This is a genomic window from Parvibaculum sp. (assembly GCF_019635935.1).
Taxonomy (GTDB): domain Bacteria; phylum Pseudomonadota; class Alphaproteobacteria; order Parvibaculales; family Parvibaculaceae; genus Parvibaculum.
In genome coordinates, this window is sequence record NZ_JAHBYN010000001.1 from 2,820,587 (window position 1) to 2,838,104 (window position 17,518).

General features: G+C 64.4%; 19 protein-coding genes. 14 read left to right on the forward strand and 5 right to left on the reverse strand.

Annotated elements, in window-relative coordinates; genetic code table 11:
* Positions 1-2: 2 nt before the first annotated feature.
* From KF719_RS13875 to KF719_RS13910, 8 genes are all read left to right on the forward strand, one after another.
* Positions 3-185, forward strand: coding sequence for a hypothetical protein (locus tag KF719_RS13875; protein WP_293509301.1), 183 nt, complete (start codon positions 3-5; stop codon positions 183-185).
* Between the two features lie 99 nt (positions 186-284).
* On the forward strand, positions 285-1,118 hold the full coding sequence (locus KF719_RS13880) for a cytochrome c oxidase subunit 3 (protein ID WP_293509302.1): 834 nt from the start codon (positions 285-287) through the stop codon (positions 1,116-1,118).
* A gap of 75 nt (positions 1,119-1,193) precedes the next feature.
* Positions 1,194-1,568 carry a DUF983 domain-containing protein gene (locus tag KF719_RS13885; protein ID WP_293509303.1) on the forward strand — a complete coding sequence of 125 codons (375 nt, stop codon included), beginning with the start codon at positions 1,194-1,196 and terminating at the stop codon, positions 1,566-1,568.
* A complete protein-coding gene (locus KF719_RS13890) occupies positions 1,565-2,308 on the forward strand; it encodes an SURF1 family protein (RefSeq protein WP_293509304.1) in 744 nt (247 codons plus the stop codon). Before KF719_RS13885 ends, KF719_RS13890 begins: the two co-directional genes overlap by 4 nt.
* A gap of 117 nt (positions 2,309-2,425) precedes the next feature.
* Positions 2,426-3,829 carry a threonine synthase gene (gene thrC / locus KF719_RS13895; RefSeq protein WP_293509305.1) on the forward strand — a complete coding sequence of 468 codons (1,404 nt, stop codon included), beginning with the start codon at positions 2,426-2,428 and terminating at the stop codon, positions 3,827-3,829.
* A gap of 19 nt (positions 3,830-3,848) precedes the next feature.
* A complete protein-coding gene (locus KF719_RS13900; protein ID WP_293509306.1) occupies positions 3,849-5,123 on the forward strand; it encodes a pitrilysin family protein in 1,275 nt (424 codons plus the stop codon).
* Positions 5,124-5,150: 27 nt separating this feature from the next.
* A complete protein-coding gene (locus KF719_RS13905; protein WP_293509307.1) occupies positions 5,151-5,738 on the forward strand; it encodes a GNAT family protein in 588 nt (195 codons plus the stop codon).
* 43 nt (positions 5,739-5,781) lie between these two features.
* Complete coding sequence (locus tag KF719_RS13910) at positions 5,782-8,715, forward strand: EAL domain-containing protein (RefSeq protein WP_293509308.1); 2,934 nt, start codon at positions 5,782-5,784, stop codon at positions 8,713-8,715.
* A gap of 64 nt (positions 8,716-8,779) precedes the next feature.
* Here the strand turns inward: KF719_RS13910 and KF719_RS13915 are convergent, their stop codons facing one another.
* On the reverse strand, positions 8,780-9,385 hold the full coding sequence (locus KF719_RS13915; RefSeq protein ID WP_293509309.1) for a YqgE/AlgH family protein: 606 nt from the start codon (positions 9,383-9,385) through the stop codon (positions 8,780-8,782).
* Positions 9,386-9,571: 186 nt separating this feature from the next.
* Here KF719_RS13915 and KF719_RS13920 point away from each other — a divergent pair, with 186 nt between their 5' ends.
* The 4 genes from KF719_RS13920 (at position 9,572) to KF719_RS13935 (ending at position 11,925) form a co-directional block, all read left to right on the forward strand.
* Positions 9,572-10,378, forward strand: coding sequence for a protein-disulfide reductase DsbD domain-containing protein (locus KF719_RS13920; protein WP_293509310.1), 807 nt, complete (start codon positions 9,572-9,574; stop codon positions 10,376-10,378).
* 96 nt (positions 10,379-10,474) lie between these two features.
* Entirely contained in the window at positions 10,475-10,960 is a 486-nt protein-coding gene (locus tag KF719_RS13925) for a peroxiredoxin (protein WP_293509311.1), read from the forward strand.
* A gap of 44 nt (positions 10,961-11,004) precedes the next feature.
* On the forward strand, positions 11,005-11,613 hold the full coding sequence (locus tag KF719_RS13930; RefSeq protein WP_293509312.1) for a methyltransferase domain-containing protein: 609 nt from the start codon (positions 11,005-11,007) through the stop codon (positions 11,611-11,613).
* Positions 11,614-11,652: 39 nt separating this feature from the next.
* The gene (locus KF719_RS13935; RefSeq protein ID WP_293509313.1) at positions 11,653-11,925 is read left to right on the forward strand and encodes a hypothetical protein; all 273 of its coding nucleotides are present in this window, start codon (positions 11,653-11,655) and stop codon (positions 11,923-11,925) included.
* A gap of 492 nt (positions 11,926-12,417) precedes the next feature.
* On the opposite strand, the gene KF719_RS13940 is transcribed toward KF719_RS13935, so the two are convergent.
* Positions 12,418-13,356, reverse strand: coding sequence for a hypothetical protein (locus KF719_RS13940; RefSeq protein ID WP_293509314.1), 939 nt, complete (start codon positions 13,354-13,356; stop codon positions 12,418-12,420).
* 396 nt (positions 13,357-13,752) lie between these two features.
* Here KF719_RS13940 and KF719_RS13945 point away from each other — a divergent pair, with 396 nt between their 5' ends.
* Both KF719_RS13945 and KF719_RS13950 read left to right on the forward strand, forming a co-directional pair.
* On the forward strand, positions 13,753-14,031 hold the full coding sequence (locus KF719_RS13945; protein ID WP_293509315.1) for a hypothetical protein: 279 nt from the start codon (positions 13,753-13,755) through the stop codon (positions 14,029-14,031).
* Positions 14,028-14,927 (forward strand): nucleotide-binding protein, encoded by a 900-nt coding sequence (locus KF719_RS13950; protein WP_293509316.1) that lies wholly within the window; start codon positions 14,028-14,030, stop codon positions 14,925-14,927. The genes KF719_RS13945 and KF719_RS13950 overlap by 4 nt, the downstream gene beginning before the upstream one ends.
* A 66-nt stretch (positions 14,928-14,993) precedes the next feature.
* On the opposite strand, the gene rnhA is transcribed toward KF719_RS13950, so the two are convergent.
* From rnhA to ispH, 3 genes are read right to left on the reverse strand one after another with little or no spacing between them, the layout of a single operon-like run.
* Positions 14,994-15,440 (reverse strand): ribonuclease HI, encoded by a 447-nt coding sequence (rnhA, locus tag KF719_RS13955; protein WP_293509317.1) that lies wholly within the window; start codon positions 15,438-15,440, stop codon positions 14,994-14,996.
* On the reverse strand, positions 15,437-16,402 hold the full coding sequence (locus KF719_RS13960; protein WP_293509318.1) for a homoserine kinase: 966 nt from the start codon (positions 16,400-16,402) through the stop codon (positions 15,437-15,439). Before KF719_RS13960 ends, rnhA begins: the two co-directional genes overlap by 4 nt.
* Before the next feature lie 12 nt (positions 16,403-16,414).
* Positions 16,415-17,371, reverse strand: coding sequence for a 4-hydroxy-3-methylbut-2-enyl diphosphate reductase (gene ispH / locus KF719_RS13965; protein ID WP_293509319.1), 957 nt, complete (start codon positions 17,369-17,371; stop codon positions 16,415-16,417).
* Between the last annotated feature and the right edge of the window lie 147 nt (positions 17,372-17,518).

The following is a 17,518-nucleotide window of genomic DNA, read 5'->3' on the forward strand; positions in this document are numbered from 1 at the left end:
AAATGACCGATGAAGACGAAAGCAAGCGCCACGAGGTTGCGCCGCCGGTCTGGACCGAAGAGCAACTCAAGCGCCGCCGTCAGCGCAATCTGGCGATCGCCTGGACGCTCGGGGGGCTGATGTTGCTGTTCTTCATCGTGACGATTGTGAAACTTGGGGGCAATGTGGCGAACCGCCCGATTTGAGGACGGATCGCTTCGGCGCCGGGCGCTGCTTTCGCGCCGACGACTTGAAATAGGCTGATCTGGCGGCGTGTGCCGCCTGCGAACTGGAGAGACGGGGACATGGCAGACGCTCACGCCAAACATCACGACTATCATCTGGTAGACCCGAGCGCATGGCCGATCGTCGGTGCCATCGGCGCTTTCATCTTGGCCATCGGCGCGGTCACGTGGATGCACGGTTCGCCTGCTTGGGCGATGCTGATCGGCTTTGCCATCGTTTTCTACACGATGTTCGGCTGGTGGCGCGACGTCATCCGCGAGGCGCACAGGGGCGACCATACGCCGGTGGTGCAGCTTCATTTGCGCTACGGCATGATCCTCTTCATTGCCTCCGAAGTGATGTTCTTCGTCGCCTGGTTCTGGGCCTTCTTCGATGCGAGCCTCTTCGCCGGCGAGGAAATCCAGGCCGCTCGCGTCGAATTCACCGGCGGCAGCTGGCCGCCCCAGGGCGTCGAGGTGTTCGATCCCTGGCACCTGCCGCTGATCAACACGCTGATCCTGCTGACCTCGGGCACGACCGTCACCTGGGCGCACCACGCGCTGCTTCACGACGACCGCAAGGGCCTCGTGCAGGGCCTCGCGCTGACGGTGGCGCTCGGCCTCATCTTCACGGCGGTTCAGGCCTACGAATACCAGCACGCGGCCTTCTCCTTCGCCGGCAGCATCTACGGCTCGACCTTCTTCATGGCGACCGGCTTCCACGGTTTCCATGTGATCGTCGGCACGATCTTCCTGATCGTCTGTCTGCTGCGCGCGATGAAGGGCCACTTTACGGCGAAACAGCATTTCGGCTTCGAGGCGGCCGCCTGGTACTGGCACTTCGTCGACGTGGTGTGGATATTCCTGTTCTTCGCCATCTACGTTTGGGCCTCGGTCGGCGCGGTCTATCACTGATCGCAGGCACGGCCTGCGGCGAATGAGGGGGCGGCCCGCCGACAGCGTGGCCGCCCTTTCGCTTGAAGGAGCACCATGAGCACGGAAAGCCACCAGATGCCGTCCTCCGTGACGGTGGCGTTGAAGTCCTGCTGTCCGGCCTGCGGTGCCGCGCCGCTCTATGACGGCTTCCTGACGGTGAAGCCCGTCTGCGGGCATTGCGGGGCCGACCTGTCCGTTGCCGACTCGGGCGACGGTCCGGCGGTCTTCATCATGATGATTGCCGGCTTCATCATCGTCGGGCTGGTGCTTTGGGTGGAATTCACCTGGTCGCCGCCCTATTGGCTGCATGCGCTGTTGTGGCTGCCGATGACGATCGCCCTGCCGCTGCTTCTGCTGCGCCCGCTCAAGAGCTGGATGATCGCCCAGCAATTCCGCCACAAGGCGCGCGAAGGACAGCTCGACATATGACCAACCGCTTCTTCCGCCCAATGCTCTGGCCGACGCTGCTGACCGCGGCGATGCTGCCTGTCTTGCTGGGGCTCGGCTTCTGGCAAGTCGAACGGCTTGAATGGAAACGCGGCCTGATCGCGACGATGACCGAGCGCATGGCCGCCGATCCGGTGGCCTTGCCCGCGCCGGAAAGCTGGCCGTCGCTCGACGCGGCGGCGTTCGAATACGCGCGCGTCTCGCTCACCGGCCGCTTCATGCACGAGCATGAGCTGCATTATTTCACGCAAGGCGAGACAGGCGCCCCCGGCTACGCGGTCATCGTGCCGCTCGTGCTGACGGGCGAGGCGGATGCGATCGTCTTCGTCGATCGCGGTTTTGTCCCAGTGGCAATGAAGGACCCGGCGACGCGCGCGGCGGCGCAACCCGAAGGTCAGGTGAGCCTCACCGGCATCCTGCGGACGCCGCAACCGCGCGGCGCGTTCGACGGCGCCGACGATCCGGAACGCAACGTCTGGATGGTCCGCGACCCGGCAGGGATGAGCGCCCATCTCGGTCTGACGCATGTCGCGCCGTTCCTCGTCGAGGCCGAGACAGACCCCGCGGCCGGGCCCTGGCCGAAAGCCGGCCGGACCCGCGTCGACCTGCCCAACAACCATCTCGACTACGCCCTGACCTGGTTCGGGCTGGCGCTGGTCCTGATCGCTATCTATTTGATTTATCACAGGTCTCAGGGCCGGATCGGGCGCCCGAAACCCTGATTTCCGGCCATTTTGCCGCGACCCGCTCAGCGCAATTGCCTCCCGCGCCGGGGCCGGATAGGGTAGCCCTCGACCGGCCCGCGAGCCTCTTTCGCGCTGGCACTCCAGGAGATTATGGTGAAGTACGTCAGCACGCGGGGCGCCGCCCCGGAGCTTGATTTCGAGGACGCTTTGCTCGCAGGCCTGGCCCGCGACGGCGGCCTCTATGTGCCGGCGGAATGGCCGCAAATGAGCGAGCGCAAGATCAAGGCGCTGGCCGGCCTGCCTTACGAGGAAGTCGCCTTTCGCGTCATGCGGCCCTATATCGGCCCCTCGATCGACGATTCCACGCTGCAGCGGATGCTGGTCCGGGCCTATGCGGGCTTCAACCACCGCGCGATTGTGCCACTGACGCAAACCGGCCCCGGCGACTGGCTGCTGGAGCTGTTCCACGGGCCCACGCTCGCCTTCAAGGACGTGGCGATGCAGATACTCGCCCGGCTGTTCGACCATGTGCTGGCGGCGCGCGGCCGCCGCATCACGGTGGTCGGCGCCACCTCGGGCGACACCGGTTCGGCCGCCATCGAGGCTTTCAAGGGCCGCGACACGACCGACATTTTCATCCTCCACCCCAAGGGTCGCGTTTCCGAAGTGCAGCGCCGCCAGATGACGACGGTGCTCGACGCCAACGTCCACAACATCGCGGTCGAAGGTTCGTTCGACGATTGCCAGGCGCTGGTCAAGGCGATGTTCAACGACCATCGTTTCCGCGACGAGGTGGCGCTGGCCGGCATCAACTCGATCAACTGGGGCCGCGTCCTCGCCCAGATCGTCTACTATTTCACCAGCGCGGTGGCGCTCGGCGCCCCGGCACGGCCTGTCGCTTTCTCGGTGCCGACCGGCAATTTCGGCGACATTTTCGCGGGCTACGCGGCTGCGCGCATGGGGCTGCCGGTTGCGCGCCTGATCGTCGCCACCAACGTCAACGACATCCTGGCGCGCGCGCTCGAGACCGGCCGCTACGAAGTGGGCACGGTCGTGCCGACGATCAGCCCCAGCATGGACATCCAGGTCTCGTCCAATTTCGAACGCCTGATCCACGATGCCTATGGGCGCGACGGCGCCGCGGTGACGCGGCTGATGCAGAGCCTTGCGCAATCGGGCGCCTTCGAGATCGACGCCGTCCGGCTCGACGCGATCCGCGCCATGTTCGGCGCGGCGCGCGCCGACGAGCAGGAGACCCGGGCGACGATCGAAGCGACGCTGAAGGCGACCGGCGAACTGGTCGATCCCCACACCGCGGTCGGCCTTGCCGTCGCGGCAAAGCTGCGCGGCAGCGCGGAGGTGCCGATGGTGACGCTGGCGACCGCGCATCCGGCGAAGTTCCCCGATGCGGTCGAGGCGGCGACGGGCATTCGCCCGGCGCTCCCCCCCGCCATGGCCGATCTCTTCACGCGCGAAGAGCGCCTGACGGTGCTTCCCAACGATCTCACAGCGGTCGAAGCGTTCATCCGCGAACGCGCCCGCTCCGTAACTGCGTAACCGTCGAAGGAGCCCGCCCATGTCCGTTGAAGTGACCAAGCTGGAAAATGGCCTGACCGTCGTCACCGACAGCATGCCGCATCTGGAGACCACCTCGGTCGGCGTCTGGGTCAACACCGGCGCCCGCCATGAAGATCTGCGTCAGCATGGCGTGTCGCACATGCTGGAACACATGGCTTTCAAGGGCACCGAGCGCCGCTCGGCGCTGGCGATCGCTGAGGAAATCGAAACGGTCGGCGGCTATCTCAACGCCCATACGACGCATGAAGCGACGGCTTACTACGCGCGCGTCCTGAAGCAGGACCTGCCGCTCGCCGTCGATATTCTGGCCGACATCCTGCAGCATTCCGTGTTCGACCCGCAGGAGGTCGAGCGCGAGCGCGGCGTCATCATTTCCGAGATCGGACAGGCGCACGACACGCCCGACGACATGGTTTTCGACTATCTGCTCGAAGCAGCCTATCCGGATCAGGCGCTCGGACGCTCGATCCTCGGCACCGTCGACACGGTGTCCGGTTTCGGCCGCGATGCGCTGCAGGGCTATATGAGCGAGCGCTATCTGGCGCCGGGCATGGTGCTGGCGGGCGCCGGCGGCATCGATCACGACGCGCTGGTCGCCCTGGCGCGCGACCGTTTCGGCGCGCTGCCGAGCCGCGTATCCAATGGTGCCGAAACGGCGCGTTTCGCCGCCGGCGAGCGCCGCATCGAGCGCGATCTCGAACAGGCGCATCTGGCGCTCGCCTTCGAGGGCCCGACCTATTCCGATCCCGACTACTACACGGCACAGGTGCTCGCCGGCGTCCTCGGCGGCGGCATGTCCTCGCGGCTCTTCCAGGAGGTGCGCGAGAAGCGCGGCCTCTGCTATTCGACCTTCGCCTTCTCATGGTCGTTCGCCGACACCGGCGTCTTCGGTGTCTATGCCGGCACCTCGCCCGACGATGTGGCCGAGCTGTTGCCGGTGCTGTCCGGCGAAATCGGCCGGATCGGTGAGGACGCAACCGAGGACGAAGTCGTCCGCGCCCGCGCCCAGATCAAGGCCGGCCTGATGATGGGTCTCGAAAGCTCCTCGTCCCGCGCCGAGCAGATTGCGCGCCAGTTCACGGTCCATGGCCGCGTGTTGCCCATCGATGAATTGATCGAACGCATCGAGGCGGTCGACGCCGCCGCGGTGCGCCGCTATGCCGGCCGGCTTCTGGGCGGCAGGCACATGGCCCTTTCGGCGATCGGCCCGCTCGATGGCAAGGATGGCGGACTTGAATCCTATGACCGGATCGCGGCAAGATTTGCAGGTTGAGGTCGCGGTGGGGAGGCGCGTCCCGCTATGGCATTTCTCCGTTCGATTACGAAGCCGGACACCGCGCCCCTCATTCTGGGCGAGGGCGTCTATCTGCGCACCCCGCAGCCCGGCGATTATGCCGCCTGGGCGCAACTGCGCGAAAACAGCCGGGATTTCCTGACACCCTGGGAGCCGACCTGGGCGCAGGACGATCTGACCAGAACCGCCTTTCGCCGCCGCCTCCGCCGCTATATGCGCGAAATCCGCGAGGATCATGCCTACCCCTTCTTCATCTTTCGCGAGCAAGATGAAGCCCTTGTCGGCGGATGCACGCTGTCGGGCGTTCAGCGGGGGGTTCAGCAATCCTGCACGCTGGGCTACTGGGCGGGTGAAAAATATGCGGGGCAGGGCTATGTGACCGCCGCGGTCAGGGCGCTGGTCCCTTACGTATTCGAGGAACTGAAGTTGCACAGATTGCAGGCGGCCTGTTTGCCCGAAAACGAAAGATCCCGTGCTGTGCTGCGCAAATGCGGCTTCACCGAAGAGGGTCATGCGCGCGGCTATCTCCGCATCAACGGTATGTGGCGCGATCACGTCGTGTTTGCCATCTTGCGCGACGATCCGCGCCGGTGATTTTGCGAAGGGGAGTTAGCGGCCGATGCGGCAAGGGGGCCAGATGAAAGCGCGCATGCGCGGCGCGCTCACGGCGATTTTTTTGGCGGCCGCGCTCCCCGGCACTGCGCTGGCGCTCGACGCCGTGGCGCTCGACGACCCGGCGCCGGCCGTCGATCTGACGCCCCATGCCGAGCAATACAAGGCCGACGGACGGCGTCTGACAATCGAACCGCCGCTGTCCGGCACCGCCGAAATCACCAGCGAAATCGAAGATGAAGCGGCCGAAATCGACGAAGGCGTGCTGGCGGACGGCACTGTCGTGCTGTTCGACGGCGATGGCGCAACCGGCACATGGCTCGCCGTCGCGCTGCGCAACCGTTCCGCCGAGCCGGTGCGGCGCTATCTGGTGGCCGACGAGCGGGGCGAGGGGATTGGCAATTTGCTCTGGCCGTTGCCGCGCGAGGCGATCGACCGCGCCGTGGCCGCGGGCGGCGAGGACCCGCTGCCGGTGTCCGGCGACCGGCGGCGCGGCTTTTCGGTCTTTGCGATATCGGCGGACGCCGAAACCAGCATCACCGTGGCGCTTCACGCCGGCGAACCGCCGGCGGGCCTCTATCTTTGGCATGTCGATGCATGGACGTCCTTCATGCGGCGGCTGGCGCTGGTCGAGGGCGGCATGCTTGCGGTCGTCGCGGCCTTTGCAATCTATCTCTCGGCGCTGGCGATCCTGACCCGCGTGGCCGCGGCCCGCGCAACGGCGGGTCTTCTCGGCACCGGCTTTCTCGTGCTGCTGGCGGAGTTCGGCTACATCGCGGCACTTTTCGATCTCGGACCGCGCTGGGACTTGACGATCCGCACCTCGGCGCTGGCGCTTTTCGCCGCCGCCGTATTCGCGCTTGAGCGATTTTTTCTCGATCTCGAACGTCTTGCTAAATGGCCCTCGCGCCTTGCGCGCCTGATGTCATATGCGGCGCTGGCCGGCATTCCGCTGGCGCTTGTCAGTGTCCCGCTCGGCGCTTTCTACGTGCGCGGCATCGTCACCATCGCCGTCGCCGCCGGCGTGCCGCTGGTGGTGATGGCCGCGCTCCGCGGCGTCCGCCCGGCTCAGCTCCTCATTCCGGGCGCCGTGCTGTTCGGGTTTGCGGGGCTCGTTGCCGCGCTTCATACGGCAGGTTGGGTCCCCGGCACCTTTGCGGGTACGACCTTTGCGGGCGGGCTCCTGACGGCGGCGCTGACGCTCTTTGCCTTTGCCGCGGCCTATCACGCGCAGGGCGGCCGCCGCCGCGCCGATCTCGGCACCTTGCGCAGCGAACAGCGCAACGCCTTCGCGCTTTCGGGCGCGCGCATGGGCGTCTGGGACTGGGATGCGACCAACGACCGGCTCTATGTGTCGCCATCGGTGGAGGCGATGCTCGGGCTCGACGCCGGTACGCTGGATGGCAACGAGGTTCTCTGGCGCGAGCATATGCATCCTGCCGACCGCGAGACATATCGCACCGCTCTCAATGCCTATTTCCATCGCGGCAACGTGTCTTTCACGCTTGAGTTCCGCATGCGCCACTCCGACGGCGCTTTCCGTTGGGTCGCGCTCAGCGCCAGTTGCGTCGCCGCCGCCGACACGGGCACCGCGCGCTGCATTGGCACGGTGCGCGACATCTCGGCGCGCAAACACGCCGAAGAGCGGCTGCTGCATGACAGCGTGCATGACAGCCTGACGGGCCTGCCCAACCGCGCGCTCTTCATGGACCGCCTCGAGCGCGCCATTCGCCGGCCCGATCTTCTCGACCGTCCGCGCGCCGCGATCCTGCTGATCGATCTCGACCGCTTCAAGACCGTCAACGACAGTCTCGGTCATTCGGGCGGCGATGCGCTGCTGATCGCGATTGCCCGGCGGCTGGAATCGCTGGTAACGCAGGACGACACGGTCGCCCGCATCGACGGCGACGCCTTCGCCGTTCTGCTGACCTCGCGCACCCGGCGCGACGATGCCCGCGCCTTCGCCGAACAGGCGAGCGAGTTTCTTCGCCAGCCGATCGAGGTGGCGGGTCACGAGGTCTATCCGACATCGTCGATCGGCGTGGCGATCTGCGAGGACGCGCACGAAAACCCCGAAGAACTCTTCACCGAAGCCGAAATCGCGATGTATCGCGCCAAGCGTCTCGGCAAGGCGCGGATCGACATGTTCGAACCGGCAATGCGCGCCGAGACCGACGACAACCTGACGCTTGAAACGGATCTGCGTCATGCGATCGAGCGCAAGGAGATGGAGCTCTACTATCAGCCCATCATGTCGTTGACGGATGGCGGCGTGCGCGGCTTCGAGGCGCTGATCCGCTGGAACCATCCGAAGGAAGGATTGCTGGCGCCGGACAATTTCGTGCCGCTCGCCGAGGAACTCGGCGTCATCACCGAAATCGGGCGCTTTGCGCTTCGCGTCGCGAGCGAGGAACTGGCGACCTGGCAGAAACTCTTTCCGATGGAGCGGCCGCTCACCGTCAGCGTCAACGTGTCGAGCCGCCAGTTGCTGCGTCACGACCTGATCGAGGACGTGAAGCGCGTCCTGAACCGCATCGACATCGAACGGGGCTCGCTGAAGCTCGAAGTCACGGAATCGCTGGTGATGGAAAATCCGGAATTCGCGGCAACGATGCTGGCGCGCCTGAAGGCGCTCGGCGCCGGACTTTCGCTCGACGATTTCGGCACCGGCTATTCGAGCCTGAGCTATCTGCAGCGCTTTCCCTTCGACACGCTGAAGGTCGATCGCTCATTCGTCGCCGGCATGTCGGCCGACCGCGAAACGCCGCTGATCATCCGCTCGATGGTGACGCTGGCGCATGATCTGGGCATGGAAGTGGTGGCCGAAGGCACCGAAAGCGAGACGCAGGCGCGCGATCTTGCCGGCATGGGTTGCGACTACGGGCAGGGCTATTATTTCGGCCAGCCGATGCCCGCCGCCGAGGCGCTCGACTTCATCGCCCGTCACTGGCGGCGCTGACCGGAGCGTTTTCAGCAAAAGTGGCTGCCGGTTTTGCGTTCGAAAACGCGACAAAACAACGACTCTAGGCGTGGCCGGCATCGCCCGACAGCAGCGAAATATCGACGCCGAGTTTCGCCAGCGCCTTTTGATATTTCGTCTCGATGTCGAGGCCGAACAGCAAATCCGGGTCGGGGTCGCAATGCAGCCAGCCATTGCTCTGGATTTCGGCATCGAGCTGGCCGGGCGCCCATCCGGCATAGCCGAGCGCCAGCAGCGCCTGGCGCGGACCGTGACCGCCGGCCATCGCGCGCAGAATGTCGACGCTGGCCGTCAAGCCGACATCCTCGTCGACCGGCAGCGTCGACTCTTCCGAGAAATAATCCTGCGTATGCAGCACGAAGCCGCGGCCCATTTCCACCGGCCCGCCGACAAGCACGGGGCAGGTGATCCGCTCCGCCGCGTCCGGCATCGCGATCGACAGGCGCTCGAGGAGATCGGGAAAGGTGATGTTGGGCGCGAGCTTGTTGACGACAATGCCCATCGCGCCGTCCGGATTGTGAACGCACATATAGATCAGCGTCCGCTCGAACCGCGTATCGCCGATCGTCGGCATGGCGATCAGCATCTTGCCTTCGAGAAACCCGTCATCGCCGGGCTGGTAGCTGAAATCCGCCGACATCGGGCTCATGGGCTGCCTGCCTCCGGCCGTTGGCGTGTTGCACACCTGAAATCCTGCCCTCTCGCGGGCCCCATGTCACGCATCATGTGTCACGCGTCATGTGTCACGCATCGTATCGCGCGGCGTTTCGCCGGTCTGTGCGATCTGATATTCTGCAAGGCAACCGGCGAAGAAGGATTGCACGTGCGGAAATCGATGAAATTGTGGCGAACGCTGCTCGGCGCGGCGGCAGTCGCGCTGTTGCCGCTGCCCGCGGCGTCCGCAGGTGCCGAGCGCGCGTCCGCCGTCGCCATCGAAGCGGCGGTCGCGGCGCATGACGGCGCGCCGTTTCTGGCCGGCATCGACATGCGGCTTGCGCCCGGCTGGAAGACCTATTGGAAAAATCCGGGCGACAGCGGCATCGCGCCCACGTTCGACTGGTCGGCGTCGGAAAATGTCGCGGACATCGATCTCGGCTGGCCGGCGCCGCGCCGCTTCGACGATCCGGGCGACGTCACCTATGGCTACGAAAACGAAGTGATCTGGCCGCTCCGCGTCGTCCCCGCCGATCCCGCCTTGCCGGTCGCGCTGAACGTCGCGATGACCTATGGCGTCTGTTCCGACAGCATCTGCGTGCCCCGCGACGCCGGCCTCGCGCTCACCGTGCCGCCCGCCGCGCACGCCGAACCTTCGCCCGCTCTGCCGCGCCTCGTCGCCGCGCTCGCCCGCCTGCCGCAACCGCTTGAAGATCCGCAAGCACTCGCCATCCGCTGGCGCGAGGCCGAAGCGCCGGTGCTCGAAATCGCCTACACCGGCTGCCCGCGCCCCTGCGCCGCGCCGCAACTCATCGTCGACGGGCCGGAAGGCGTCTGGTTCGGCGTGCCCGATGTCCGCCGCGCCGGCGACACCCTGCATTACACCGTCGAGGTCGGCGCGCTCTCGGCCGCCGCGCTTGCCGGCGAAAGGCTCGGCTTCATCCTTGCCGGTGCCGAAACCGCCCATATCGGCTGGTGGACGCCCTGAAACGCGTGCCCGCCGGGGCTGGCGGGCGGCGCCGATTGGCGCTTTAATGCGCCCCAACAATCACCCGAAAAACCCAAACACACCAAGGAGCCAGCCATGACGATCAAGGTCGGAGACCGCATTCCCGATGCGACCCTGATGCAACTGACCGACAAGGGCCCCGCGCCGCTCAAGACGTCGGAATATTTCGCCGGCCGCAAGGTTGTCGTCTTCGCGCTGCCCGGCGCCTTCACGCCCACCTGCTCCAACCAGCACCTGCCGGGCTTCATCCAGAATGCCGAAACCTTCAAGGCCAAGGGCGTCGACGAAATCGCCTGCCTCTCGGTCAACGACGCCTTCGTCATGGGCGCCTGGGGCAAGGCGCAGGGCGCCGGCGGCAAGGTGACGATGCTCGGCGACGGCAATGGCGACTTCACCAAGGCGCTCGGCCTCGGTTTCGACGGCTCGGGCTTCGGCATGGGAATGCGCTCGCAGCGCTATTCGATGCTGGTCGAGGACGGCGTCGTCAAAAGCCTCAACATGGAGCCCGCCGGCGGCAAGGCCGAAGTGTCGGGCGCCGAAAACATGCTGAAGCAGCTCTGACCGGCTGGCTCCACGAACAGCGGCTCGACGCCGCGCGCGACGCGGTGCGGGCATGTGGCGCCCGCACCATCGCCGATCTCGGCTGCGGCGACGGCGACCTGCTGCTGCGCCTCGCCGTCGAGCCGCGCATCGAACGGATCGTCGGCCTCGACCTCTGCCCCGATGCGCTGGCCCGCCTGCGCGCCCGTCTCGCCCGCGCCCGCACCCGCACCGGTGCGGCGCCGGCGGCCCGTGTCGAACTGATGCAGGGCTCGATGACCGAACATCACCCCGCGCTTGCCGGCGTCGATTGCGCCGTGCTGATCGAAACGATCGAACACATCGCGCCCGACCGCCTCTCGACGCTCGAACACGCGGTCTTTGCGCGCCTCCATCCCGAAACGGTGATCGTCACCACGCCCAATGCCGAGTTCAACGCGCTGCTCGGCGTCCCGTCCCACAGGTTCCGCCACCCCGGTCACCGCTTCGAATGGGACCGCGCGAAATTCGCCCGCTGGGCCGCCGGCGTCGCCGCCCGCCACGGCTATGCCGTCACCCGCCACGACATCGCCGGCCGCCACTCCCTTCTCGGCGGCGCCAGCCAGATGGCCGTCTTCCGCCAGACCCCCGGCGCGCCGTCCACCGGCCTTTCCCCCGCGCCGGCCGAAGACTAAACTTGTCCCCGGACAATGCCCGCACAAGGGATGGAAGCCATGAGCGACGCAGTCGGACCCGGCGATATCGTTCTTTGCGTCAACGCCGCCCCGAACCATGTCACCGGCCAGCCGGTGCCGCTGCAGGCCGGCGAGACCTACCGCGTGCTCGCCGTGCTGGAATTTGCCTGCCCCTGCGGCCGTTCCGACGCGCTGCTCGATGTCGGCATCGACTTCGCATGGTGCCAGTCCCGCTTCCGCCTCCTGCCCCGGCCCAAAGCGGAGGCAAAGCCCCGCCGCGTTTCGGCCCCGAAGGAAACGGAAAAGGTCTGATCGCCCGAAGCGCAAGCGCCCATCGCAATTTGAATCTCTCCCGCCGCCCAAAAACACTGTGTCACCCCGGCGACCTGTCTCCCGAAGCTGCAACGCAGCGAAGGGAGAAAGCCGGAGTCCATGTGCCGCGCCTCTTGCTGTGGCATTCAATAGCAATCTCTTCTTCGCGGCCTTCGCGGCTTCGCGTGCCAACCTGCTTCCCGTCACCCAAAAACACAATGTCACCCCGGCAAAAGCCGGGGCCCATCCTGCCCGCCGAAGCGACGCCCTAGCGTTGCGAAGGCGGGTGGTTCCCTCAGCAAGGGCGACGGTACGCGGCGTCAGCGCCGACGCACGATTTCAAAAGCCGCAGCAAGAGGCGCTGCGAGTGGGCCCCGGCTTTCGCCGGGGTGACACTGAATGGTTGGCAAAGGCACATGCAAAACGATCACCCGCCGCATCTTCGTCATTGCCAGGCCTGACCGGCCAACCTCGGACAGCCGCTTTGAGCCACTAGGAGTCTTCTTCGCCTTCATCCTCGAAGGGGAAATCAAGGCTGAAATAGGAGGCTCTCATTAGCTCAAGTCGATTGGCCACATCGCTGACATGCTCTTCGTAGAGGGCATCAAGCTGATCTAGGATCATCAATTTCTTCCTCTCCGAACGTAGAGCAAGCATGTAGTCCTGCTCTTCGGCGGGGTCGAATGGAAGCGCCTCAGCTTCCTCCCGGAGTAGTTGCGAGTTCGGTCCAGAGGCCTTGTCGGACATAAAATAGGTTAGCAATTCCGCTTGCAGAATGTCCTCGTCAAAGAAGTCGAACCTCTTGAACGTGAAAATCTTCGAGGCTTTGGTGCCGTACTGGACCTCGTATGTATACAGTTTGAGGCGGCCTGCCTCTTCGTAGATGATCTTGTAGATTGGCAGAGCTATCTTTGAGACAACTTTGCCGAAGAATTTTCTGATTTTAAGATTGTTTTTTGTGACGCCGAACATCGTCGTGACATCAATCTCGATATGCAGATGCTTCTCCAAAAATGCAATGAGATCATCACGTTCTTTTGTCGGGGCTGCTGCCGAGGCCAAGCTATAGCGACCGTACCGGCTGGATTTGTAGAAATCCGCTAGCATTGCAACAAAGTCATGGTGAACTTTGCCGATGTTGATGGGGTGGCTGACAGCGAGACGATATAGCAGTTCCTGATGGCTGTGTGTTATCAGTTCGCTTTCGAACGCTTCCCGGTCCGTGCTCTTGTCATGGTTTGATAGGATGAGCGCGATCTTGATGAGACGCTCGACACCCACCGCTACCGAATAGAGAACCTCAAAAGCATCCTCCTCACGTGTGAAGTTTTCCATGAGATGGAAAGCGTACAGTCCATCGTAGAGAAAACGCCCAGAGATATCGAGTTCAGTGCCTAGATTGAAATTCTTCCAGAATTCTTCGGCTTTCATCTGCTCCTCCGTATCAGGCCGCCTGTAAAAACACTCATACGGGCCCTGCTATGACTGCTATGGATCAGGTGCAGTCCGTGAACGATGGGTCCGGACGATTCGTGACCTTCGCGCCATGAGCGGCCATCGTGGAAATCCGCTTCGTTCCATGTCAGGTGGCTTGTTTCGCCGCGAGGTGCCAGAAGCAGAGATCCCGTCGCTGCTACGCAATCTCCCAAAAATGGCACGAGAATTTATGTTCGGCGACAGACAGCGATCCTCTTTGGAAAGAGGCGCTGTCCGTCACTCCCGCTCGGGCTGGGTCCGTACCTGACGTATCTCTTCGACACTACGCCTCGTCCGTTTGGTGATCTATACTGCATGGGAACCAATAGAGTCGTCGAAAGGGGAGGGCCCATGAAGATCAAAGGTCTAGACAAGCTGCAAAAAACCCTAAAAAAGGCGGCTTGGGCAGCGGCGGATGCTGACGGCGATATCGGCACCGTGCAATTCGACCCCAATGATCCGGCCAGCATCGCGCAGGCGATTACCTCGATGGAGGCGATGGTCGATGCGAAGTTCGACGGGTCCGAGAACAATCTTCTGATTCGACAAATGGCCGACGCTCTCAAGGAGAAATCTCGCGAGGCTATTCTCGAGCGCGCAGCCGCAGCGCGCCTGAAAGGCTCCGCATGAACCAGAGCCTCGATTTGTTCGAGCAGATCAACAATGCAGTGCTAGACCTGCAGAGTTCCGACTCTCAGACTTTCACCCAGCCGCTAAAACGCCTCGGCAGGCTTCTCCGCCACCCTGACCTTGCGACCGTCAATGCTGATCTTGTGCAGGGCCTCGATGTTGATGCGTTCATAGCCGCCGGTGAGGCGACGCAAGGCGGTATGATTGGGACAGCGCAACTCGATTGGCCTGATGACGACGGTCAGGTCCTTGGACTTCGCCTCTTGCTTGCGCTGAAGTTTTGCGATGATCCGGACTTCATGCATGACTTTGCCCACACGTTCTACTACTCGGGCAACAATATGACCCGCGACATTCAGGCAGTTACGACCCAGCTTATAATTCCCTTTGCACGCGACTATAAAGCGTACGTGGTAACTCAGGGTACGCGCCGTATGTCGATCGTGCTGCCCATGTCGAATAAGGTATTCATCGTTCATGGGCATGATGGCGAGGCGCGTGAAGCGGTCGCTCGCTTTCTCGAAAAGCTCGGCTTTGAGGCCATTATCTTGCACGAGCAAGCCAGCCGCGGCCGCACTGTGATCGAGAAAGTCGAAGCCCACAGCGATGTCGGTTTCGCGATCATTCTTCTCACCCCCGATGATGTTGGTCGTGCCAAAGACATGACGGAACTCGAGCCGCGAGCACGCCAGAACGTTCTGCTCGAGCTTGGCTACTTTATCGGAAAGCTAGGGCGTGATCGTGTGCTCGCTCTCAAGCGGGGGGTGGTGGAAATCCCAAGCGACTTCGCCGGCGTCGTTTGGGAATCCTACGAAGGGACGGGTTGGAAACAGAGCCTTGCGAAAGAGCTTGAGGCGGCCGGTCACAAGATCGACTGGAACAAAGTAATGCGATAGCAGGGCGGAGCAGACAGTGACGAGCGTTGACGTCGATCACTGCGGGCTTTCAGCCATCCCACCCCCTCACCCCGCCAAATACGGCCCCATCCCCTGCCGTGCCAGCGCATCCGCGCGGTCGTTCTCCGGGTGGTCGGAATGTCCCTTCACCCAGTGCCAGCTCACATCATGGCTCTCAAGCGCCGCTTCGAGGCGCTTCCAGAGTTCGGCATTCTTCACCGGCTGTTTCGCGGCGTTCTTCCAGCCGTTCTTTTTCCAGTTGTGAATCCATTTCGTGATGCCGTCCTTCACATAGGTGCTGTCGGTGTGGATGCGCACGCGCGTGCCGCGCTTCAGCGCTTCGAGGCCCATGATCGCGGCCATCAGCTCCATGCGGTTGTTGGTGGTCGCCGGCTCGCCGCCCGAGATTTCCTTCTCGTGCCCGTTCCAGATCATCAGCGCCCCCCAGCCGCCGGGGCCGGGATTGCCCGAGCAGGCGCCGTCCGTATAGATGTCGACCGTCTCGCCGCTCATGCGTCGAGCCCGTAACCGGCCGGCGATGAAACGCCGCGGTGAAAGCGCAGCCGCGTGAGATATTCCTTCGGGTTCTTCGGCTTCACGAAAGCCCCCGGCGGATGGTTGATCCAGTCGTAAAGCCGCGTCAGCAGAAAGCGCATCGCCGCGCCGCGCGCCAGCAGCGGCAGCGTCGCCAGTTCCGCCGCGTCGAGCGGCCGCACCTGCGTATAGGCCTGCAGCAGCGCGCGGGCCTTGGTGATGTTGAAGGCGCCGTCGCTTTCGAAGCACCAGGCGTTGAGGCAGATCGCGAGGTCGTAGGCGAAGGCGTCGTTGCAGGCGAAATAGAAATCGATCAGGCCCGACAAGCGGTCGCCGATGAAAAACACATTGTCGGGAAAGAGATCGGCATGGATGACGCCCGCCGGCAAGTCGCGCGGCCAATCGCGCGCGAGCTGGTTGAGTTCGCGGTCGAGTTCCGCCGCAAGGCCGGCGGCCACGGCGTCGGCGCCGGCGCGGCAGCTGTCGAAAAGCGGCCCCCAGGCATCGACATTGAGCGCGTTCGGCCGCTGGAGCGCGAAGTCGCGGCCCGCGAGATGCAGTTTCGCGAGCGCGGCACCCACCTCGACGCAATGGCGCGGCTGCGGGCGGCGCACATGCACGCCTTCGAGAAAGCTGATGATGGCGGCCGGCCGCCCGCTGAGTTCGCCCAGCATTTCGCCCGCGCGGTTGCGGATCGGCGTCGGGCAGTTGATGCCGCGCCCGGCCAGATGGTTCATCAGCCCGAGAAAGAAGGGGAGGTCGCCCGCCGCCACGCGCTTTTCATAAAGCGTCAGGAAGAAGACGCCCTTGTCGGTGTGCAGCATGTAGTTGGAATTCTCGACGCCCTCGGCGATGCCCTTGTAAGAGAGCAGCGCGCCGATGTCGTAGGCGGCGAGAAAGGCTTCGAGTTCCTCGTCGGGCACTTCCGTATAGACGGCCATGAATTTCCCCGGTCAGACCGCCAGCGCGCGCGGCAGCTTGAACTGTACCGATTCGCGGCGCACCGGAACATCCTCGACCGTCACCTCGAAGCGCTGGCGGAAGGCCTCGATCACCTCCTCGACCAGCACATCGGGCGCGCTCGCCCCCGCCGTCAGGCCGACGGTCGCGGGGCGCCCGAGCGCCTGCCAGTCGATGTCGGCGGCGCGCTGCACCAGCGCGGCGTAAGCGCAGCCCGCGCGTTCGGCGACTTCGACAAGCCGCATCGAGTTCGACGAATTGGGCGCGCCGATCACCAGCATCGCCTCGGCGCGCGGCGCGATCGCCTTCACCGCCTCCTGCCGGTTGGTCGTCGCGTAGCAGATATCTTCCTTGTGCGGACCGGCGATCTCGGGGAAGCGGCGGCGCAGCACCGCCACGATCTCCGCCGTGTCGTCGACCGACAGCGTCGTCTGCGTGACGAAAGCAAGCTTCGCGGGGTCGCGCGGGCGGAACGCTTCGGCGTCCGCCGCCGTTTCGATGAGCCTGACCGCGCCTTCCGGCAACTGCCCCATCGTGCCGATGACTTCCGGGTGTCCGGCATGGCCGATCAGCAGGATTTCGAGGCCGCGTTCGTGCAGCCGCTCGGCTTCGACATGCACCTTCGAGACGAGCGGGCAGGTGGCGTCGAGATAAAAGAGTTCGCGCGTCTCGGCTTCCGCCGGCACGGATTTCGGCACGCCGTGTGCCGAAAAAATCACCCGCGCCCCGGCCGGCACCTCATCCAGTTCCTCGACGAAGACCGCTCCCTTGCGCTCCAGGCTCTCGACCACGAAGCGGTTATGCACGATCTCGTGGCGCACATAGACCGGCGCGCCGAATTTCTCGATCGCCATTTCGACAATCTGGATGGCGCGGTCGACCCCGGCGCAAAATCCGCGCGGATTTGCGAGCAGCAGGGTGAGGGGCGGTTTCTGGTTTGTGACAGTCATGTGACAGTTTTTTGACAGATCGATGACAGCGGCGCGTGAATCCGTGCCGTCTTGTGACTTCGGGAGCTCTCCGATAGAGTTTCCGCGCCGTCGGGAGCGCCCGCCCGTCTTGCTAACCGTATGAAATGCAAGGCTTTCGGGGAACGC